Annotated in this window: 19 protein-coding genes and 2 pseudogenes; 14 read left to right on the top strand and 7 right to left on the bottom strand. The window is 73.1% G+C overall.

Annotated features, from left to right (window positions below; genetic code table 11):
• Positions 1–143: 143 nt before the first annotated feature.
• Entirely contained in the window at positions 144–416 is a 273-nt protein-coding gene (locus ACIRD3_RS02960; RefSeq protein WP_402210586.1) for a DUF6343 family protein, read from the bottom strand.
• A 75-nt stretch (positions 417–491) separates the two neighbouring features.
• Here ACIRD3_RS02960 and ACIRD3_RS02965 point away from each other — a divergent pair, with 75 nt between their 5' ends.
• Positions 492–710, top strand: coding sequence for an I78 family peptidase inhibitor (locus ACIRD3_RS02965; protein ID WP_402210588.1), 219 nt, complete (start codon positions 492–494; stop codon positions 708–710).
• On the opposite strand, the gene ACIRD3_RS02970 is transcribed toward ACIRD3_RS02965, so the two are convergent.
• Entirely contained in the window at positions 661–1,443 is a 783-nt protein-coding gene (locus ACIRD3_RS02970; protein WP_402210591.1) for a phosphatase PAP2 family protein, read from the bottom strand. The two genes, ACIRD3_RS02965 and ACIRD3_RS02970, sit on opposite strands and share 50 nt — an antisense overlap.
• A 405-nt stretch (positions 1,444–1,848) precedes the next feature.
• Entirely contained in the window at positions 1,849–2,616 is a 768-nt protein-coding gene (fabG, locus tag ACIRD3_RS02975; RefSeq protein WP_402210594.1) for a 3-oxoacyl-ACP reductase FabG, read from the bottom strand.
• Between the two features lie 406 nt (positions 2,617–3,022).
• On the opposite strand from fabG, the gene ACIRD3_RS02980 reads away from it, so the two are divergent.
• Entirely contained in the window at positions 3,023–3,889 is an 867-nt protein-coding gene (locus ACIRD3_RS02980; RefSeq protein WP_402210597.1) for a MarR family winged helix-turn-helix transcriptional regulator, read from the top strand.
• A gap of 219 nt (positions 3,890–4,108) precedes the next feature.
• On the opposite strand, the gene ACIRD3_RS02985 is transcribed toward ACIRD3_RS02980, so the two are convergent.
• A complete protein-coding gene (locus tag ACIRD3_RS02985) occupies positions 4,109–4,972 on the bottom strand; it encodes an aldo/keto reductase (RefSeq protein ID WP_402210600.1) in 864 nt (287 codons plus the stop codon).
• A 462-nt stretch (positions 4,973–5,434) separates the two neighbouring features.
• On the opposite strand from ACIRD3_RS02985, the gene ACIRD3_RS02990 reads away from it, so the two are divergent.
• The 12 genes and pseudogenes from ACIRD3_RS02990 to ACIRD3_RS03045 form a co-directional block, all read left to right on the top strand.
• Positions 5,435–7,210 carry an ABC transporter transmembrane domain-containing protein gene (locus tag ACIRD3_RS02990; RefSeq protein ID WP_402210603.1) on the top strand — a complete coding sequence of 592 codons (1,776 nt, stop codon included), beginning with the start codon at positions 5,435–5,437 and terminating at the stop codon, positions 7,208–7,210.
• A 55-nt stretch (positions 7,211–7,265) separates the two neighbouring features.
• Positions 7,266–9,038: an ABC transporter ATP-binding protein gene (locus ACIRD3_RS02995; protein WP_402210606.1), complete on the top strand. Its 1,773-nt coding sequence runs from the start codon at positions 7,266–7,268 to the stop codon at positions 9,036–9,038.
• Positions 9,039–9,166: 128 nt separating this feature from the next.
• On the top strand, positions 9,167–9,412 hold the full coding sequence (locus tag ACIRD3_RS03000) for a lipopolysaccharide assembly protein LapA domain-containing protein (protein WP_402210609.1): 246 nt from the start codon (positions 9,167–9,169) through the stop codon (positions 9,410–9,412).
• A gap of 56 nt (positions 9,413–9,468) precedes the next feature.
• Positions 9,469–10,188: an amino acid ABC transporter ATP-binding protein gene (locus ACIRD3_RS03005; RefSeq protein WP_402210805.1), complete on the top strand. Its 720-nt coding sequence runs from the start codon at positions 9,469–9,471 to the stop codon at positions 10,186–10,188.
• A gap of 84 nt (positions 10,189–10,272) precedes the next feature.
• Positions 10,273–11,154, top strand: a complete 882-nt coding sequence (locus ACIRD3_RS03010) for a glutamate ABC transporter substrate-binding protein (protein ID WP_402210807.1) — start codon at positions 10,273–10,275, stop codon at positions 11,152–11,154.
• 12 nt (positions 11,155–11,166) lie between these two features.
• Complete coding sequence (locus ACIRD3_RS03015; RefSeq protein ID WP_402210612.1) at positions 11,167–11,811, top strand: amino acid ABC transporter permease; 645 nt, start codon at positions 11,167–11,169, stop codon at positions 11,809–11,811.
• Positions 11,808–12,677 (top strand): amino acid ABC transporter permease, encoded by an 870-nt coding sequence (locus ACIRD3_RS03020; RefSeq protein ID WP_402210615.1) that lies wholly within the window; start codon positions 11,808–11,810, stop codon positions 12,675–12,677. Before ACIRD3_RS03015 ends, ACIRD3_RS03020 begins: the two co-directional genes overlap by 4 nt.
• 130 nt (positions 12,678–12,807) lie before the next feature.
• Entirely contained in the window at positions 12,808–13,722 is a 915-nt protein-coding gene (locus ACIRD3_RS03025; protein WP_402210618.1) for a LysR family transcriptional regulator, read from the top strand.
• Positions 13,723–13,798: 76 nt separating this feature from the next.
• Positions 13,799–14,380, top strand: coding sequence for a cysteine dioxygenase (locus ACIRD3_RS03030; protein ID WP_402210620.1), 582 nt, complete (start codon positions 13,799–13,801; stop codon positions 14,378–14,380).
• 8 nt (positions 14,381–14,388) lie between these two features.
• Positions 14,389–15,525, top strand: coding sequence for a YeiH family protein (locus ACIRD3_RS03035; RefSeq protein WP_402210623.1), 1,137 nt, complete (start codon positions 14,389–14,391; stop codon positions 15,523–15,525).
• Positions 15,526–15,741: 216 nt separating this feature from the next.
• On the top strand, positions 15,742–16,452 hold the full coding sequence (locus ACIRD3_RS03040; RefSeq protein WP_402210626.1) for a spermidine synthase: 711 nt from the start codon (positions 15,742–15,744) through the stop codon (positions 16,450–16,452).
• A 107-nt stretch (positions 16,453–16,559) separates the two neighbouring features.
• Positions 16,560–16,980 (top strand): annotated as a pseudogene (locus tag ACIRD3_RS03045) (GntR family transcriptional regulator); the annotation flags it as partial.
• A gap of 109 nt (positions 16,981–17,089) precedes the next feature.
• Here the strand turns inward: ACIRD3_RS03045 and ACIRD3_RS03050 are convergent.
• The 3 genes and pseudogenes from ACIRD3_RS03050 to ACIRD3_RS03060 form a co-directional block, all read right to left on the bottom strand.
• Positions 17,090–18,931, bottom strand: coding sequence for a hypothetical protein (locus ACIRD3_RS03050; RefSeq protein ID WP_402210629.1), 1,842 nt, complete (start codon positions 18,929–18,931; stop codon positions 17,090–17,092).
• A gap of 358 nt (positions 18,932–19,289) precedes the next feature.
• A pseudogene (locus tag ACIRD3_RS03055) lies at positions 19,290–19,946 on the bottom strand (TetR/AcrR family transcriptional regulator); the annotation flags it as partial.
• A gap of 229 nt (positions 19,947–20,175) precedes the next feature.
• Positions 20,176–20,694, bottom strand: a complete 519-nt coding sequence (locus tag ACIRD3_RS03060) for an NUDIX domain-containing protein (protein ID WP_402210631.1) — start codon at positions 20,692–20,694, stop codon at positions 20,176–20,178.
• Positions 20,695–20,781 lie beyond the last annotated feature (87 nt).

Genomic DNA, 20,781 nt, shown 5'->3' on the forward strand with positions numbered 1-20,781 from the left:
GCCGGGGGGGGGGCGGGGCGGGCCCTCTAACCCCGGGCCCTGAAACCCCGGGGCGGGGGGGGGGCGGGGGGCGCCCCGGGGGGCGGGCGCGGGGGGGGGGGGGGGGGGCGGGCCCCCCCCCCCACTCCCCGGGAGACACCGCGTCAGAGCTCGGTCCGGCGGCGCCGGACGACCACCACGAGATCGACGACGGCGAACAGGGAGAGCAGACCGCAGGCGACGGCGAAGCCGATGAGCGTGCCCCGGCTGGGTGCGCCGTCGACGGGGGAGGCGGCCGCCCAGGCGGCGAAGCCCGCCGTGGCAAGCACGAACAGCGGCGTGAAGGTGAGCGAGAGCAGGTAGCGGAGCTTGAGGTCGCTGCGGGCGGTGGTCGGCTCGGTACCGCTACGCCACCGCCGCGGCGTGGTGGTGCGCATCGTCGTTCACCTCCGGACCGCGTGGGTCGGGCTACGATTCCAGCGTACGTCCGAGGGCTGACCGGGGGAGGCGCGATGTCGGGATCGGACGCGGTGGGGGCGGGTGCGGCGGGGCCGGACGCCGAGGGGTACGCGGGACTGCGGATCGAGCGGGCCCGGGAGCTGGCCCGGCGGCACGGCTGGGCCTCGGTCCGGGTGCTGGAGCCGGGGGAGCTGATGACCATGGAGTACCGGCAGGGGCGGCTCAACCTCGCGGTGCGGGACGGCGTGGTGGAGCGGAGCTGGGAGGGGTAGCGGCCGTCGCCGCCGCCCCGGTGGCCCGGTGTTCGGTGCTGCGGTACCCGGTGGCCCCGCCGGGGAGGGGTCGGTCGCCGAAGCGGCGGTGGAGCCGTTGCTCGGCGGCGGTGACCAGGGGTTCCAGCAGGGGCAGCGAGAGCAGGACGAGCAGTCCGGCGGCCCAGCCGGCCAGCACGTCGGTGACCCAGTGGGTGCCCAGGTAGACGGTGGTCAGGCCGATCGAGCAGGCGGTGGCGGCGGCGATCACCGCGCCGGTGCGGCGCCAGCGGACGGCGAGGTAGGCGAGCACGCCCCAGGTGACGACCGCGTTGGCGGTGTGGCCGGACGGGAAGATGGTGCCGCCGGAGAAGAGCTCGGGTGAGCCGACGTACTGGGCGTAGTGCGGGCCGAGCCGACCGGTGACGATCTTGACCGCGCCGACCGTGACATTGAGCAGCAGCAGCGCGACGCCCATGACCAGCAGGGGGCGCAGCCGGCCGAGGCGGCGGGCGCGCCAGGCGAGCCAGGCGAAGGCGGCGATCGCCGAGGGGCCGCGCTGCCCGGCGACCACCCAGGTGTCGAGCAGCGGCTCCAGCCGCGGCCAGCGTTCGTAGGGGCGCAGCAGGCGGACCGACCAGTCGAGGTCGACCAGGGCGGTGTTGAGCAGGACGCCGGCCAGCACCAGGAGATAGAGGACGAGGGTGGCGGCGAGCAGGGCGGCCTGTCGTCGGCTCATCGGCGGCCAGCTCATGGGAGCCAGGCTCATGGGAGCCGGGTGCACGGGAGCCGGAGTCATGGGAGGAGGGCTCATCGACGGCGGGTTCCCATGAGGTGCACTCATCGGGGGCCGGTCCCGGCCGGTGGTGGCGGTGCTGTGTCCGGGCCGCTGCCGTGGAATGGGAGCGCGGGTACTTCTGGATTGCACGGGGTGACCTTACCCACCCGGACAGGGCCATTCCGGGGGTAATTGTCATTTTCCCGGGAAATCGACAATTGGGGCCCCCGGGGGCGTCTCGGTGGGTGATTTCCACTATTCCGGGATCGAATGCCCGTGTGGTCTTCGAATGATTCTGCAAAAGTCCCGGTAAAGGGAACGGAGTGGGAGGCCGGCTCGCCCGGCCTCCCACTCCGTGGTCACCCTGTGTAGGTTCGGTGCTCAGTCGAGGGGGCCTCCCGCGACGTAGATCACCTGGCCGGAGACGAAGCCGGCGCCCTCGCTCGCCAGGAAGGAGATGGTGTGGGCGACGTCCTCAGGCTGACCGACCCGCTGGACCGGGATCTGAGAGGCCGCAGCCCGCTTGAAGTCTTCGAAGTCCATGCCGACCCGGGCGGCGGTGGCCGCGGTCATGTCCGTGGCGATGAAGCCGGGGGCCACCGCGTTGGCCGTGATGCCGAACTTGCCGAGCTCGATGGCCAAAGTCTTGGTGAAACCTTGCAGGCCCGCCTTGGCGGCCGAGTAGTTGGCCTGACCGCGGTTCCCCTGGGCGGAGGAGGAGGACAGGTTGACGATGCGGCCGTATCCGGCGTCGACCATGTGCTTCTGCACCGCCCGGGTCATCAGGAAGGCGCCGCGGAGGTGAACGTTCATGACCGTGTCCCAGTCGGACTCGGACATCTTGAAGAGCAGGTTGTCACGCAGCACACCCGCGTTGTTGACCAGCACGACCGGGGTGCCGAGCTCGGCGACCACGCGGTCGACGGCGGCCTGGACCTGCTCGGCGTCCGAGACGTCGGCGCCGACGGCCAGGGCCTTGCCCCCGGCGGCGGTGATCCGGTCGACGGTGTCCTTGCCGGCCGCCTCGTCCAGGTCCAGGACGGCGACCGCGTAGCCGTCGGCGGCCAGTCGGACGGCGGTGGCGGCACCCAGGCCGCGGGCGGCACCGGTGACGACGGCGACCCGGGGGGCGGTGCTCTGCTCGGTCATGCTCGCTCTCGTCTCTCTCGGGGGTTGCCTCCTCCGGGGAGAGCCCCCGGAGAGGGTGGCCATACCCTACCGGCGAGTAGGGGAGGCGGCCAGGGTGGAGAGGCGCAGGTGACGGTGGGTAAGGACCGACCGGTCGGCTTTCTGCTGAGAACGGGTTACTGCAAGGGTGTCGCAGCGCGTAAATATGCCAATGTTGCCGAACCTGCGTCTACTATCCGCCCCTGCCTGCCAGCAAGGGCCCGCCGTTTGTATAGTGTCCGCCAGCAGCCACCGGCTGCACGGCTGGAGCGCCCTCCCTCATAGCTGGACGCCCACTCGCCGTTACTGCCCCACCCGGGTGTCCCACACACACCGGGTGTGACATCGGGACGGATACATGGTGCTGGGGGAGATCCCGACAACCCGCGTGTCCGCGCGACTGCAGCAGTCGCCCGGTCACCTGATTCGTGTTGCACAGCAGGTCCACACCCGTCTGTGGTCCGAGCACGTCGGAGCCGATCTCACGGCTCCGCAGTTCGCCGTGCTGCTGGTCCTGGCCCTCGAACCGGGCGCGGACCAGCGGACGGTCGGCGAGCGGGCCTCGCTGGACAAGGCCACGATGGCGGAGATGGTCGCGCGGCTGGTCCGCCGCGGCCTGGTGCTGCGCAGGCGTGACCCGGCCGACGGCCGGCGCAAGCTGCTCGCGCTCTCGCAGAGCGGCGCCCAGGCGGTCCGTGAGGCCACCGGCGGTGTCGTCCGCGTGCAGCGCGTCCTGTTCGAGCCGCTCACGGCGGACGAGCAGGTCGAGATCGTCCGGGTGATGGCCAAGATAGCCAGGCTGGAGCCCGCGGCGGTCGCCGTCTTCACGGACGCGCGGCCGATACTGGACGCCCAGCGGGCGATCGGCTACCTGATCAGGGTGAGCCAGCAGGTGCACACCAAGCTCTGGTCGGAGCACGTCGGCGCGGACCTGACGGCCCCGCAGTACGCGGTGCTGGACGCGCTGGAGCTGGAGCCGGGCGCCGACCAGCGCACGGTCGGCGAGCTGGCCTCGCTGGACAAGGCCACCATGGCCGAGATGGTGAGCCGGCTGGTGCGCCGCGGTCTGGTGCAGCGCCGGCGCGACCCCTCGGACGGGCGGCGCAACCTGCTCTCGCTCTCACCGGCGGGACAGGACCTGCTGCACCGCTCGGCCGCCGGGGTGGCCGAGGTCCAGCGGCTGCTGCTGGCTCCGCTGGAGGAGAGCGAGCACGAGGCCGCGCTCGCGCTCATCGGCAAGGCGGCCAGGCTTTGACCAAGGCTTGGTAACAATAGCCAAAACGATTCGCCAACGTACCGAGGGTTCGTGCCCGATGGTGTGGTGAATCGCGCACACCGAGGACCGCCCGCCCCTGACCGGGGTGGGCGGTCCTCGGTGTTCGGTCGTGCCGGCCCGCGGGCCGACCGGGACCCGTCGGGCCTGGTCGGGGCCCTACCGGGTGGCCGGGGCCCGGAACCGGGCCCCGGGCCGGGGTCAGTTCCAGTCGAAGCCCTGCGGGTCCGGGCCGATGCGCTTGCCGGTGGCGACGGCGGCGATGGCCGTGAGGTCATCGGCGTCCAGCTCGAAGCCGGTGACGTCCAGGTTCTCCCGGATGCGCGACGGGGTGACCGACTTCGGGATGGCGATCACGCCGCTCTGCAGGTGCCAGCGGAGCACCACCTGGGCGACCGTGCGGCCGTGCTTCTCGGCGATCTTCACCAGGGCCGGCTCGGCGAGCAGCTCCCCGCCCTGGCCCAGCGGGCTCCACGCCTCGGTGGCGATGCCGTGCTCGGCGTGGAAGGCGCGCAGCTCCTCCTGCGGGAAGTACGGGTGCAGCTCGACCTGGTTCAGCACCGGGGCGACGGAGGACTCGTCCAGCAGGCGGGTCAGCTGCTCGGTGCCGAAGTTGGAGACGCCGATCGACTTGACCCGGCCGTCCGCCTTCAGCTGCTCGAAGGCCTTCCAGACGTTGAGGTAGCTGCCGTGCATCGGGCGCGGCCAGTGGATCAGGTACAGGTCGATGTAGTCGAGGCCCAGCTTGGCCAGCGAGGCGTCGAACTCGCGCAGCACCGCGTCGCGGCCCTGCTCGCCGGACCAGTCGCGGGTGCCGGAGTTCCACAGCTTGGTGGTGATGTAGAGGTCCTCGCGGGCGATGCCGCCGGCCAGCGCCTCGGCGATCGCCGCGCCGGTGCCGGCCTCGTTCTCGTAGATCGCCGCGGTGTCGATCGAGCGGTAGCCCGCCTCGATCGCGGAGCGGACGGCGGCCGTGGCCTCGCCGTCCGGGACCTGCCACACGCCGAAGCCGAGCTGCGGGATCTGGGCGCCGTCGTTGAGGGTGACGGTGGGGATGGTGCTCACGGGACGGGGTGCCCTCCTGGTCGTTGGTCTTTCCAACGAAGGCCAACTGGTGCCGGAAGGTGATTGTTCCCACCGAACGGGTGAATCTTGGGAGACGTTTTGCAGGGCTCCGGACCCGGGCGGAGCGGCCCCGGGGGAGCTGCGGAGGCCCACCGGGGAAGCTGCCGAGGCCGTCCCGGCGCGGATGGGCGCGGGATCCCGGGGCGAGTGGGCGCGGGATCGCGGCGCGGCCGGTGGCCGACCGGTGAGGAGGCCGGGAGAAAACCTGTTGCGGGCGTCACACCGGGGTTGGCAGGCTCGCGGACATGGCCTCCTGAGATCCGGGCCCTTCGTGCCCCTCCCGATGTTCCGTCCGGCGCTCCCTCCGGATGTGTCGACGGCCCGCGCCCGTTCGCGCCCCGTTCCCGCGCACGCTCGTTCCCGCGCTCCCCCGTACCTCCGCACCGTTCGCATCGGAGTGTCATGCCGCTCACCCCCCTGCCGCTGGCCGATCCCGGCAGTCCCGACCTCTCCTCGCCCCTGGCCCTCCTGCGCTGGCTGCAGCGCAGTCAGCGGCGCGGGCAAGTGCTCGCCACCTGCTGGAACCTGCTGGAGATGGGGTGCCAAGCCGCCCTGCCGGTACCGCTCGGGCTGGGTGTGCAGGCCGCCGTCGACGGTGATGCCGGCGGGATCTGGCGGGCCGGCGCCCTTGCCCTGCTGCTCGCCGTGGGCGCCTCGCTGGGCACCGTCCTGACGCATCGTCAGGCAGTCTGGAACTGGATCCACGCCGCCTGCCAGGTAAGGCAGTTGGTGGCTAGCCAGGCCTCGGACCTGGGGGCCGGTCTGTCCCGGCGGATCGCCACCGGCGAGGTCGTGGCGGTCGGCAGCGGGGACGTCGAGCGGATCGGCTGGTACGTCGAGCTGGTCGCCCGGGTCCGGTCCGCGGTGCTCGTCTGGCTGGCCGTCAGTTCGGTGGTGCTGGTGGTCGAGCCGGTGCTGGGCGTCGGTGTGCTGCTCGGCGTCCCGGTGCTGGCGGCCTCGGTCTGGCCGCTGATCGGGCCGTTCGAGCGGCGCTACGAGCAGCAGCGCGCACTCGGCGGCAAGGCCACCGAACTGGCCGCCGACACGGTGGCGGGGCTGCGGGTGCTGCGCGGCATCGGCGGTGAGGAGCTCTTCCTGGAGCGGTACCGGGCGGCCTCCCAGAAGGTCCGGGCGGCCGCCGTCCGCTCGGCCCGGATCTGGTCGCTGATGCAGGCCCAACAGGTTTTGCTGCCGGGCCTGTTCGTGGTCGGCGTCACCTGGTACGGCGCCCGGCTGGCGGCCTCCGGCGAGCTCGCCGTCGGCACCCTGATCGCGGTGTACGGCGCGACGGCCTTCCTGGCCGCGCCGCTGCGGATCCTGGGCGAGGCGGCGCACGCCTGGAGCGTCGCGCGGGTCTCCGCCGGGCGGGCGGTCCGGGTGCTCTCGCTCAGCCGGACCGACGGCGCCGCCGAGGCCTCGCTGACCGGGCCGGCCAAGGCCGACCTGTACGACCCGGCCAGCGGGCTGACCGCGCGGGCCGGCGAACTGACCGCGGTGGTCTGCGGGGACCCGGACTTCGCCGGGGCGCTCGCCGAGCGGCTCGGCGGTCACGTCCCGCTGGCCGAGGGCGAGCCGGAGCAGCCCTCGGCGCGGCTCGGCGGCACGGAGCTGGACGCCGTGCCGCTGGCCGAGGCCAGGGCGGCGGTGCTGGTCCACGACAAGGAGCCGGTGCTGCTCTCCGGGACGCTGGCCGAACTGTTCGACATCCCGTCCTCGGGCCGGGTCTCGGCCGCCGAGGCGCTGGCGGCCGCCCGGTCGGAGGACGTGCTGGAGGCGCTGGTGGACGGCTCGCCGGAGTGCGCGGGCGATCCGATGCGCGCCCGGATCACCGAGCGCGGCCGCTCGCTGTCCGGCGGGCAGCGCCAGCGGCTCGCCCTGGCCCGGGCGCTGCTGGCGGACCCGCCGGTCCTGGTGCTGGACGAGCCGACCAGCGCGGTGGACGCCCACACCGAGTCCAGGATCGCCGCCGGGCTGCGGGAGACCAGGGCCGGCCGCACCACCGTGGTGTTCGCGACCAGCCCGCTGCTGCTCGACCGGGCGGACCGGGTGGTGCTGCTGCGCGACGGCCGGGTGGTCGCGTCGGGGCGGCACCGCGAGCTGATGCGGACCGAGCCGGCCTACCGGGCCGTGGTCACCCGCGACGAGGAGGCCGCCCAGCCGGTGGGTGAGGCCGTGTGAACGGCTGCCCGGACCGTTTCGTCAACTGCCGTGCCACACAACCGAGGAGTGCGTCATGAAGCCCCCCGTCCACGAGGAACAGGGGCCGGCCGCGACCCTGCCGGTCGGTTCGCCGGCCGCCGTGCGCGGCTACCTGCTGCTGCTCGCCCGGCGGCACCGCGGCGGGTTCTCCGCGGTGGTGGCGCTGCACTCGGTGGCCACCCTGGCCGGGCTGGTCGGGCCCTGGGTGCTCGGCAGCCTGGTCGAGTCGCTGGCCACCGGCACCGCCGGGTCCACCATCGCCGTGGCGGTCGCCTGGTACCTGCTGGCGCTCGTGGCGCAGGCCGCGTTCACCGGCTGGTCGCGGATGCGGGGCGCGGTGCTCGGCGAGCGGGTGCTGGCCGACCTCCGCGAGGACTTCCTGGTCCGTTCGGTCGCGCTGCCCACCGGCGTGCTGGAGCGGGCCGGCACCGGGGACCTGGTCTCCCGGGGCACCACCGACGTCGACCGGCTGGACAAGTCCGTGCGCGAGGCCGTGCCCGAACTCGCCGTCGCCGTGGTGTCGTTGCTGCTGGTGCTCGGTGCCCTGCTGCTCACCTCGCCGCTGCTCGCGCTGACCTCGCTGATCGGGCTGCCGCTGCTGCTGGCCACCTCCCGCTGGTACTTCCGGCGGGCACCGCAGTCCTACCGCAACGAGTCGGCCGGGTACGCGGCGGTGAACACCGTGCTGGCCGAGACGGTGGACGCCGGGCGGACGGTAGAGGCGCTGCGCCTGGGCGACCGGCGGATCGGGCTGACCGACCGCAAGCTGCGCGAGTGGCTGGCCTGGGAGCGGTACACCCTGTGGCTGCGCTCGGTCTGGTTCCCGACCATCGACGCCGTCTACACCGCGGCGGTGCTCGCGACCCTGGTGTTCGGCGGGCTGTTCACGCTCAAGGGGTGGATCGGCGTCGGGCAGTTGACCACCGGTGTGCTGTACGCGCAGATGCTGACCGGTCCGGTGGACCTGATCCTGCGTTGGTACGACGAACTGCAGATCGGACAGGCCTCCTTGGCCCGGCTGGTCGGCGTGCGCGAGGTGCCGGAGCACGAGGGGGACGAGTCCGCCAGCCCGGACGGCCGCCGGGTGGAGGCCCGGGACGTCCGGTTCGGCTACCGCGAGGGCGCGGACGTCCTGCACGGCATCAGCCTGGACGTCGCTCCGGGCAGCCGGGTCGCCCTGGTCGGGCCCTCCGGGGCGGGCAAGTCCACGCTCGGGCGGCTGCTGGCCGGGATCTACGCCCCCGGTCGCGGCAGCGTGACCCTCGGCGGCGCGGCGCTGTCCCGGATGCCGGCCGAGCGGGTGCGCGCGGAGGTGGCCCTGGTGAACCAGGAGCACCACGTCTTCGTCGGCACCCTGCGGGACAACCTCCGGCTGGCGGCGCCCCACGCGGACGACACCGAGCTGCGGGCCGCACTGGACGCGGTGGACGCCGGCGCCTGGGTGGACGCCCTCCCGGAGGGGCTGGACACCGAGGTCGGATCCGGCGGCACCGCGCTGACCCCGCCGCAGGCCCAGCAACTGGCCCTGGCCCGGCTGGTGCTGGCCGATCCGCACACCCTGGTGCTCGACGAGGCCACCTCCCTGCTGGACCCGCGGGCCGCCCGGCACCTGGAGCGCTCGCTCTCCCGGGTGCTGGAGGGGCGGACGGTCATCGCCATCGCGCACCGGCTGCACACCGCGCACGACGCGGACGTGATCGCGGTGGTCGAGGGCGGGCGGATCAGCGAGTACGGCAGCCACCCGGAGCTGGTCGCGGCCGGCGGCCCGTACGCGGCGCTCTGGCGTTCGTGGCGGGACGAGGGGTAGCCGCAGGGCGCGGCGGGCCGGGAGATCGGTAAACCCGTGCGGGGTCGGATTGCCCCGTGCGGGTTACTCCCTGGCCCGGAAGGGCGCGTAACCGGGCAAATCGGCCGCCCGGCCCGCAGACTGCTCCGGTGACCAAGATTTCGGACGGCTCGTCCCGCTCCCCGCGCGGTGAGATCGGCGGCATCCCCACGCGGTACATCGGGATCGGCGTCATCGTCATCCTCGCCGTGTGGTTCCTGTTCGCCAACCTCGACAAGGTGCAGATCCAGTTCTGGGTGTTCACCGTCACCGCGCCGCTCTGGATCGCGCTGCTGGCCACGCTGATCGCGGGCGGCGTGCTCGGCTGGCTCCTGAAGGGGCGGCGCAGCGGGTGACCACCTCTCCCGATCCGGCCCCGGGCGGCACCTCGGCCTTCACCCCGCTGATCGAGATGCGCGCGGTCAACAAGCACTTCGGCGAGCTGCACGTGCTGCAGGACATCGAGCTGACGGTGGGCCGCGGCGAGGTCGTCGTGGTCATCGGACCGTCCGGCTCCGGCAAGTCCACGCTGTGCCGGGCGATCAACCGACTGGAACCGATCGAGAACGGCACCATCCTGATCGACGGCGAGCCGCTGCCCGAGGAGGGCAAGGGGCTCGCCCGGCTGCGCGCCGAGGTCGGCATGGTGTTCCAGTCCTTCAACCTGTTCGCGCACAAGACCGTGCTGCAGAACATCTCGCTCGCCCAGATCAAGGTCCGCGGCCGGCCCAAGGAGGAGGCCGACGCCAAGTCCCGTGCGCTGCTGGAGCGGGTGGGCCTCGCGGCCCAGGCCGACAAGTACCCGGCCCAGCTGTCCGGCGGGCAGCAGCAGCGGGTCGCGATCGCCCGCGCGCTGGCGATGGACCCCAAGGCACTGCTCTTCGACGAGCCGACCTCGGCGCTCGACCCCGAGATGATCAACGAGGTGCTGGACGTCATGCGCCAGCTCGCGCACGAGGGCATGACGATGATCGTCGTCACCCACGAGATGGGCTTCGCCCGGGCCTCCGCGAACCGGGTGGTGTTCATGGCGGACGGCCGGATCGTCGAGGACCGCGCCCCGGAGGACTTCTTCAGCGCCCCCGAGAGCGAGCGCGCCCGGGACTTCCTGTCCAAGATCCTGAAGCACTGAGGCGGCGCCGTGAACCGTGAGACGACGCCCGGTGCGCGGGCGGAGGAGCCCGCTGCGGGGAGGCGGAAGCCCGGCGGGCGGCGGCTGCTCGCCGCCGTCGTGCTCCTCACCGCGCTCGCGACCGGCTGCGGCAAGCCCGGCACCCCGCCGCCCAAGGGCCCGCAGCCCAGCGCACTGCCCAGCTACCAGGTGCAGGAGGCCTCCTCGATCACCGGCTCGCCGACCCTGGACGCCGCCCGCGGCCGGGGCCACCTGGTGGTCGGCGCCAAGGAGGACCAGCCGTACCTGGGCCAGAAGAACCCGGCCACCGGCGTGTACTCCGGCTTCGACATCGAGATCGCCAAGATGGTCGGCGCCTCGCTGGGGTTCCCGCCGGACAAGATCCAGTTCAAGACCATCGCCTCGGCCAACCGTGAGACCGCGCTGCAGAACGGCCAGGTGGACTACTACGTCGGCACGTACACCATCAACGACAACCGGAAGAAGCTGGTCGGCTTCGCCGGGCCGTACTTCGTCGCCGGGCAGTCGCTGCTGGTGCAGAAGAACGAGACCGGCATCCACGGCCCGCAGGACCTGAACGGCAAGAAGGTCTGCTCGGCGGCCGGCTCGACGCCGTACCAGCGGATCAAGTCGCAGTACCCGCAGGCGAAGCTGATCGGCTACGACACCTACTCGGCCTGCGTGGACAACCTGATCACCGGCCAGGTCGACACCGTGACCACCGACAACGCGATCCTGCTCGGCTACGCGGCCAAGGCGCCGGACGAGCTCAAAGTGGTCGGCCCGCTCTTCTCGACCGAGCCGTACGGGATCGGCGTGCCGAAGAACGACACCGTGCTGCGCATGGCGCTGAACGACGCCCTGCAGCAGCACGAGCAGAACGGCGACTGGAAGAAGGCCTTCGAGGCGACCCTCGGCCTCTCCGGCGAAGCCGCGCCGACCCCGCCGCAGATCAACCGGTACTGAGAGGGCCGCGCCGTGAAAACGCTGACCGACAACTGGTCGACCTACTGGGACGGGTTCCTCGGCACGCTCTCGCTCTTCGCGGTGAGCGCCGTGCTGTCGCTGGTGCTGGGGGTGCTGATCGCGAGCTTCCGGGTCTCGCCGGTCAGACCGCTGCGGGTGTTCGGGACGGTGTGGGTGACGGTGCTGCGCAACACGCCGCTGACCCTGCTGTTCTTCATCGTCGTGCTGGGCCTGCCCCGGTTCGACATCACCCTGCCCTTCTACACCTTCGCGGTGCTCGCCCTCGGCTGCTACACCTCGGCCTTCGTCTGCGAGGCGATGCGCTCGGGCGTCAACACCGTGCCGACCGGGCAGGGCGAGGCTGCCCGGAGCCTGGGCATGAGTTTCGGGCAGACGATGGGCCTGGTGGTGCTGCCGCAGGCGTACCGCTCGGTGGTCGCGCCGATCGGCAGTGTGATGATCGCGCTGGCGAAGAACACGGCGATCGCCGGGTCCTTCAGCGTCACCGAACTGCTGGGCACCTACCGGACCATCAACGAGCTGGGCTACAGCATCGTCTGGACCTTCGTCTGGATCGCCGTGGGCTACCTGATCATCACCCTGGCCATCAGCGCCGTCTTCAACCTGCTGGAACGACGAGTGGCGGTGTCCCGATGACGGTCGAATCCTCGGCGCTGTACGACGTCCCCGGTCCGAAGGCGCTCGCCCGGCACCGGCTGTACGGCGGGATCGCGCTGCTGCTGATCGCGGCGGCGATCGGCTGGGTCGTCTACATGCTGTTCCACACCGACCAGTTCACGTACGAGAAATGGATGGCCTTCGAGTACCGGGGCGTGCAGGACCTGCTGCTGCGCGGGCTCGGCAACACCCTCAAGGCCTTCGGCTGGACGGTGCTGTTCGCCCTGCCCTTCGGTGCGCTGTTCGCGGCCGGGCGGCTGTCCGACCACCGGGTGGTGCGCTGGTTCTCCACGCTGGTGGTGGAGTTCTTCCGGGCCATGCCGCTGCTGGTGATGATCTTCTTCGTCTTCGTCGCCCTCAAGGTGCAGCCGCTCTGGGCGCTGGTCGCCGGGCTGGTGCTCTACAACGGCTCGGTGCTGGCCGAGGTCTTCCGGGCCGGCGTGCTCGCCGTGCCCAAGGGGCAGAAGGAGGCCGCGTACGCGCTGGGCATGCGCAAGACCCAGGTGATGACGTACGTGCTGGTGCCCCAGGCCAACCGGGCGATGCTGCCGGCCATCATCAGCCAGCTGGTGGTCGCGCTCAAGGACACCTCGCTGGGCTTCCTGATCACGTACGAGGAGTTCCTGCACGCGGGGAAGCTGATCGCCACCAACCTGGACTACGGCTTGCCGTTCATTCCCGTGGTGATCGTGATCGCGCCGATCTACATCGGCATGTGTCTGCTGCTCTCCTGGCTGGCCCGCTTCGTCGAGCAGCGCAGCCGGCGCAGCCCGAGCGCGCGGGGCGGGGCGCCGGTGGTGGAGGCCGGGGTGTCGATGGGGCTGCCGCCGTCGGCGCAGCAGTGAGAGGCTTGGTTCGGTACTGAACCATAGGTACGGATGGGGTCGGGGTCGGAACCTCCAAATTCCTCTTATGATTGCGGGGCTGGACGGGACCGCCGGGGCGGTCCGGACGACGACCCTGGCGGGAGGGGCCATGGAGCCGGTCTTCGACTCGCGGCACATCAGGACGTTCCACGAGGTCGTCCGGGCGGGCTCCTACTCGGCCGCCGCCCGCGAGCTCGGCTACACCCAGCCCGCCATCACCCAGCAGATGAAGGCGCTCGAACGCACCGTCGGCGTCCCGCTGTTCACCCGCGCCGGGCGCGGACTGCGGCTCACCGAGGCGGGCGAGGCGCTCGCCCGGCACGCCGAACTGATCCTGGACAGCATGTCCGCCGCCCAGCAGCAGCTCGCCGCGCTCGCCCGGCTGCGCGCCGGGCGGGTCCGGGTCTGCGCCTTCCCCAGCGCCAACGCCACGCTGATACCCGAGGCCATGGCCCGCCTCCTGGCCGAGCACCCCGGCGTGCGGGTCGAACTGCTGGAGGCCGAGCCGCCGGACTCCGTCCAGCGGCTGCTGCGCGGGGAGTGCGACATCGCGCTCGCGTTCCGCTACCCGGGCGCGGCCACCGAGGTGCCGGACGGGGTGGACGAGATCCCGCTGATGGAGGACCTGCTCACGGTGCTGCTGCCGGTCGGGCACCCGCTCGGCCGACGGCACGCCGTACGGCTCTCGGACCTCGACGGCGAGCGGTGGATCGCCGGCTGTCCGCGATGTCGGGCCAACCTGCTGCACGTGTGCGCGGAGGAGGGGTTCGCGCCGGACATCGTCTTCTCCACCGACGACAACCTCGCGGTGCAGTCGCTCGTCGCCGCCGGGGTCGGGATCGCGCTGATGCCCGCGCTGGTGCTCTCCTTCATGTGCCACCGCAAGGTCACCGGGCGGGCCGTCGAACCGCACCTGCGCCGACAGGTGAGCGCGTACGTCCTGCGCGAGCACCGGCGGATACCGGCCACCGGGCTGGTGCTGGACCAGTTGCGGCTGGCGGCGGCGAGCCGGGTCGGGTGCTGACCCATAAGCAGGGGTGGGGGTATTGCTTAAAAACCCTCCTTGGACGTGATAGGTCGGTAGGCCCGAACCTGCTGGCATGACGCCCCCAGCCACGGTCGGCAGTGACCGACTCACCGAGCGGATGACCGCGCTGATCAGTGAGATCCGCGCCGTCGTGGACCGCGGACTGCCTCCGGAGCTCACCGCCTACCTGGTCGGCGAGCGCCTCGCCCCCCACCTGCTCGCCGACGCCGACGGGCCGGACGCGCTGCTCACCCCCGCCCAGTGCGAGGGCGACCCGCAGCGCTACCGCCAGCACGTCCTGCACGCCGAGGAGGACGGCAGCTTCTCCGTCGTCGCCCTGGTCTGGCTGCCCGGACAGCGCACCCCGATCCACGACCACGTCTCCTGGTGCGTGGCCGGCGTCCACCAGGGCCAGGAGAGCGAGACCCGCTACCGGCTGGTCTCCGACGGCCGCACCGCCCGGCTGGTCGAGACCGAGCACGTGGCCGGCCCGGCCGGCACCGTCGCCGCCTTCGCCCCGCCCGGCGACATCCACCTGGTGCGCAACTCCTGTAGCACCACGGCCATCTCCATCCACGTGTACGGCGCCGACGTCTCGCGGCTCGGCACCAGCATCCGCCGGGTCTACCGGCTGCCCGCCGACCAGGAGCGGTGAGCGGCGGCATGGCACTGACCCTCCGGCAGCGCGCCGCCCGTACCCGCTCGCTGCCCCCGATGCGCGGGGACGCCCCCGGACTGCTGCTCGCGGCGCTCGGGGTGGCCGCCGCCCTCGGCGTCCACGCCGTGGTGCCGGCCGTGCCCAAGCTCACCGCCGCCGTCGTGCTCGGCATGGCGGCGGCCCACCTGCCCGGGCTGCGCCCGGTGGTCCGCGGGGTCGCCCGGCCCGGGCTGTCCACGGCCGGCAAGCGGCTGATGCGGATCGGGATCGTGCTGCTCGGGCTCAAGCTCAGCCTGGACGACGTGCTCGGCCTCGGCTGGGCCACCGTCGCCATGGTCCTCACGGTGGTCGCCGCCACCTTCGCGGGCACGCTCTGGCTGGGCCGACGGCTCGGCCTGCCCGGGGACCAGCCGCTGCTGGTCGCCACCGGGTACTCGATCTGCGGAGCCTCGGCCATCGGCGCGGTCAGCCAGGCTGCGGGCAGCGAGGAGGAGGACGTCGCGGCCTCGGTCGCGCTGGTCACCCTGTGCGGGACGCTGGCGATCGCCGTCCTGCCGCTGCTCCAGCACCCGCTCGGGCTCGGCGAGGTGGAGTTCGGGCGCTGGGTCGGGGCGAGCGTGCACGACGTCGGGCAGGTGGTCGCCACGGCGCAGACCGGCGGGCCGGGGGCGCTGCGCGAAGCCGTCCTGGTCAAGCTGATGCGGGTGGTGCTGCTGGCGCCGCTGGTCGCGGGGGTGGCCGTCGTGGTGCGGCGGAACCTGCGGGCGGCGCGGGCGGCGGCCGCGGTGGGTGCCGGGGGTGCTCCGGTGGGTCCCTCGGCGGGCGCTCCGGGGGGTTCCGGCGGGGATACGGCGGCTGAAGAGTCGGTGAAGACCGGGAGTCGGCCGCCGATCGTGCCGCTGTTCGTGGCCGGGTTCCTGGCGATGATCGTCCTGCGGACCACCGGGGTGCTGCCCGAGCGGACGCTCGGCCTGGCCGGGGACGCCCAGGAGCTGCTGCTGGCCGCCGCGTTGTTCGGCCTCGGCAGCGCCGTCCACCTGCCGACCATGGCCCGTACCGGCGGGCGGATCGCCCTGCTCGGGCTCGGCTCCTGGGTGGTCGTGGCCGGTGTCTCCTACGCGGGGGTACTGATCACGACCTGACGGGAGCGGGTGCGGACTCGGCTATTGTCGGGCGGGTACTCGTCCGCACCGGGACGGTCTCGCGATCGCACCGGGACGGTCCTGCGCTCGCGCCGCCGCGATCCCGTGATCGCACCGGTCCCGCGCTCCCGCGGGCGAGTTCGCCCGGGTGCGTGCGAGTCCGCTCGGGCGTGCCCGGTACTGCCCGAGTTTGCCCGTGTCCGCTGAGGAGGACGGATGACCACCGCACTGCCCGAACGGGGCGGCCCCGAGGCCGTCGTCACGCTCGACCGACGGGAGGGCCCGTACGGTGAGGTGGTGTTGCGGCAACACGGTGCGCACTTCGAGATCATCGCCAACGGCTGCTTCCTGATGGACACCGCCGACGGGCGCTCGGAGCGGCTGCTGATCCAGGCGGCGCTGGACGAACTGGACCGTACGGGCAGCCGGACCGAGCGGCCGACGGTGCTGATCGGCGGGCTCGGGGTCGGCTTCTCGCTCGCGTACGCGGCGGCCGAGCCGCGCTGGGGGCGGATCGCCATCGTCGAGCGGGAGACCGCGATCATCGAGTGGCACCGGAGCGGACCGCTCGGCGCCTTCTCGGACGGTGCGCTCGACGACGAGCGGGTCGAGGTGCTCCACGCCGACCTGCTGGAGTACCTCGCGGCGGCGGACGGCGAGCGCTACGACGCGCTGTGCCTGGACATCGACAACGGGCCGGACTGGACCGTCACCGACTCCAACAACGGGCTGTACGGCGCGGACGGGCTCGCGGTGCTGTGGCACCGGCTGCAGCCGGGGGGCGTGCTGGCGGTGTGGAGCGCGCAGCCGTCGTCGGCCTTCGAGGAGGCGCTGCGGGCGGCCGGCTTCTCGGACGTGCGGACGCACGAAGTTCCGGTGGCCCGAGGGGTGCCGGACGTGGTGCACCTGGCCCGGCGCGCGGACTGAGGGCGAACTCGGCCTTCCGGTCGGGTCGTTGGCGGCGATCGTCCGGTCGGTCGCTCCGATCGGGCTTTCCCCGTGGGTAGTTGAGGGGTCGGCGCGGACGGTGGTGGGTGGCGGCTGAGAGCGGGACTCTCTCGGAGCGGATCGCGGCCGAGCTTCGACGGCGCATCGTGGCCGGGGAGTTGGCGCCCGGTTCGCGGGTGCCGTCGACGCGGCGGATCACCCAGGAGTGGGGCGTGGCGATGGCCGCGGCGACCAAGGTGCTGAACCGGCTGCGGGAGGAAGGGCTGGTCCGGGCCGTCCCGGGGGTGGGGACCGTGGTGGTCGGGGCGAAGGCGGCCGGGCTGCGGTGGCCGGGGTGAAGGCTCCCGGGAACGGATCGCGGCGGCAGCCGCGCGGGTGGCGGACGCGGAGGGGCTCGCCGTGCTGTTGATGCGCCGGGTCGCGACCGAGCTCGGGGTCGCGACGATGTCGCTCTACCGTCATGTGCCCGGCAAGGGCGAACTGTTGCGGCTGATGATGGGCGTGGCCCTCGGCGGACAGCGACGGATTTCAGCGGACGGATGACAGCTGACAGATTTCAGATTTCAGCGAACGAAATCTGAAATCTGTCAGCTGTTACCTGTTCACTGTCGTCGGCTCAGCCGAACGGACGGTGCTCCGGGGCCGCCTCCGCCTCCGCCTCCGCCGCCGTCAGCTCCTCCGCCACCGGGGTGGACGGGAAGTCCGGCATGGCGAAGGGGTCGAAGTCCGGGGGCGGAATCATGACCGGCGTGCCCTTCGGCCGGTCCTCGGCAGTCGCCTCGGCACCGGCGTCGGCGGTGGGGGCAGCCGCGGGCGGCGGCACGATCGGCGGGGCCGCGGGCGGCGGCGGGACGGCCGGGCCCTGCGGGGCGAGAGTGGTGCCGAACGGGTCGCTCTTCTGCTCGGCCGCGACCGTCGTGCCGAACGGGTCGGTGGCCGCGGGCGCTCCGGTGGGCTGTGCGGTGGGCGCGGCGGCCGGGGTGGACGGGTAATCCGGCATGGCGAAGGGGTCGAAGTCCGGGGGCGGAATCATGACCGGCGTGCCCTTCGGCCGGTCCTCGTCGGTCGGCTCGGCTTCGGCAGGCGACTCGGCGGGTGACTCGGCGATCAGCGCGAAGGGGTTGAAGTCGGCGGGTGGCACCCGGACCGGGGTGCCGCGCAGGTGGACGGGCACCTCGTTCGGGTCCTCCGGCCGCGGTTCCTCCGTCCGCGTCTCCTGGACCGGAGCCGGAGCCGGAGCCGGGACAGGCGCAGGCGCCTGCGGGGGAGCAGGTACGGCGGCGGGCACGGCAGTCGAGGCCGGCTCGCCGTCCCAGCCGAACTGGATGCTCTTCAGCAGCTCCGCGAAGGCCTCCGTGTACAGCTCCCAGTCCTCCGGCCGGGCCGTGGAGAGCTGGACGCAGAGCACCGTCCCGCCGTCCGGCAGCGGTACGAAGGCCTGGACGGCGGAGGTGACCACCCAGCGGCGCTGACCGTCGGCGGCCAGCGGTCCGGGTACCGGGACGGTCCGTCCCTCGACCAGGACGGCGGCCGGCCCGGCCGGCAGCAGGACGGTCCACACCTCGGCGTGCCGTCGGACGGTGGCCAGCTCGGTGGCGAGCGCGGTGATCGGCAGCGGGTGCCGGGCGAGCGAGATGACGAGGGCGGCGTCCGAGGTGCGGTCGTCGAGCTCCAGCGCGCAGACGCCCGCGTAGGCGACGCCCGCGTCCTGGTTCAGGTCGGCCAGGGTGGCGGAGACCACCGCGAAGTCGCGGCGCGGCTCGACGCCGGTGGCGCTGAACAGCTCCTCGGCGACCTCGGCCAGGTGCTCGGTCAGCTCCGCGGCGGCCGCGACGGTGGCCGGGGCGGCCGCGTCGGCGTCGGCGGGCAGCGCGGGAACCGTACGGGCGGAGACCCCGGGGGGACCGCCGGGGGAGGTCAGCGGGTGGAAGCCGGGCGGGACGACCAGGCGGACCTCGGCGCCCGCGCCGGTGGGCAGTTCCACCGGCTGCCTGGTCTGCTGCCCGGCCGCCAGCGCGGCCAGCGCGGGGGCGAACGGCGGGCGCAGCTTGGCGTCGGCGAACTCGCCGGTGACCGGCAGTTGGAACAGCGCGGCCGAGGTGGTGCCCCGGTCGGCGACGGCGCCGCGCACCGCCCCGCCGCCGTAGCGGGACTGCAGCGCGTCGATCACCCGGTCGGCGATCCGCGCGCCGGTGCCGGGACGGGCGGAGCCGGCCGTGATCACCGTGCCGAGCCGGTCGACGGCGGCGTGCACCGGGCCGTTGGGGGCCAGCGGCAGGCCGAACAGGGCCTCGGCGGAGGGGTGTCCGACGGATCGCAGGGCGCCCAGCGAAGCCGCCGGGTGGCGCGAGGTGTGCTCGTCGAAGAGGGCGTCGGTGAGCGTGCCGAGGGTCGCGCAGACCTGCTCGGCTGCCGCGAAGGGGTTGGCCTCCGCACTGAACTGGACGTCCTGGGTCAACTGGTGAGCCCCCCGCTCTGCTCCGTCTGCCGTCGGTGGTTCGGGTGGGACCGGGCGCGCCGCGGCGGCGGGCCGTCAGATCCCTGCCCATTCCTATCAGAGCCCACCGTCGGGACCGAACCGCAGGATGACCCGATGATCACTCGGGCGAGCTCGCGGCCTCGGAATCCCGGGTGGCCCGCGGGGACGGTTCGTCGGCGGCCGGGTCGGCCCCAGGAGTACCGGCGGGTCCACCGGGCGCAGCGGCCCCGCCGGGCCCGGGAGCGTCCGGGGCATCAGGGGCATCAGGGGCATCAGGGGCGTCCGGGGCTTCGGTCGCGAGCGCGGTGATCGCGTCGAGGATCCCCGGGACGGCGAGCAGGCCGGCGAGGTCCCGCACCAGGCGCCCGGTCGGCCCCTCCGGGCGCTCGCCGGCGAAGAAGCCCGCGAGCTCGGCGGCGAGCGCCGGCTCCCGGGCCGCGGTGAGGGTGAGCGCCGCGACGAACTCCTGCACCAGGTGCAGCTGCAGCTCCTCCAGCGGCACCGAGCGCTCGCCCAGCCACTCCAGCGAGGTGATCTCGGCGTTGGCGATCCAGGCGCGGACGGTCAGCCGCAGCGCCGGGCTGGGCGAGGGGATCGCCAGGTGGGACAGGATCTGCTCCTGCGCGGACCGGCGCACTTCGTCGATCACCGCCGACGTGCCCGCGCTGGCGGCCACCGAGCCACCCCGCAGCAGGGCCGCGAAGCCCGGCCCGTGGCTCTGCACGAAGTCCAGGTAGCGGCCCATCACCCGGTGGAGCCGCTCGGACAGCGGCCCCTCCATGGGTTCCTCGAAGCGTGCCGACAGCTCCTGGCCGGCCCGCCGCAGGGACTCCTCGTACAGTGCCTGCTTGCCCGGGAAGTAGTGGTACACCAGCGGCCGGGACGCGCCCGCGGCGGCGGCGATGTCGTCGATCGACACTTCCTCCGGCGGCCGCCGGCTGAACAGCTCCAGCGCCACGGCGATCAGCTGCTCCCGCCGCTCGTCCACGCTCAGCCGCCGACGGGGCCGCTCACCCGCCGCCGCCCGGTCGGGTGCGGAGGTCCGTGCTGCGCGGTCGGCCGTCGGGGACGGCGTACGGGAGGCCATGCGCGTCAGCCTATCCGGCGGTCGTCCGCGGGCCCATGCGGCCTGTGCGGCCTGTGCGGCCCACCCCGGCCCGTTCCCCACCCCGGCACTGTCCAGCACCACCCGGCCGTCCCGGCGGCCGGCGGCCCGACCGCCGCTACGCGGCCCGGAAGGCCAGGTACCGGCGGTAGGCCTCCAGACCGTCGGCGACGAAGGTGTCGCGGGTGAGGCGTTCGGCGAGCTCCTCGGGGGTGAGCCAGGCGTGCCAGGCGACCTCGGACTCCTGCGGGCTGACCGGGCCGTCCCACTCGGCCTCGTACATGTCGCACCACCAGCTGAGCTTGCCGCCGTCGGGCTCCCGGAACAGGAACTTGAACAGCGGGCGCGGGGCGATCCCGTGGACGCCGAGCTCCTCCTCGGCCTCGCGGACGGCGGCCTCGGCGTAGCCCTCGCCCGAGCCGACGACGCCGCCGACGAACATGTCGTACGCGCCGGGGGCGAACAACTTGGTGTCGGTGCGGCGGTGGACGAAGATCCGTCCGGCCGGGTCGCGGACCAGGACGAAGACGCAGCGGTGGGTCAGGCCGCGTCGGTAGACCTCGCCGCGCAGGGCGGTTCCGATCACCCGGTCCTGCTCGTCGACGACGTCCAGCAGCTCTTCGGCGGGGTTGGTCATGAACGACAGGTTAGGGTTTCGGGGCTCGGCTCGAACGGATTTCCCACGAACCTTCGAACGCGGGTGGACGGCGAGGACTCGGAACGG

Origin of the sequence: Kitasatospora sp. NPDC093550, from assembly GCF_044764985.1 — a bacterium.
GTDB lineage: Bacteria > Actinomycetota > Actinomycetes > Streptomycetales > Streptomycetaceae > Kitasatospora.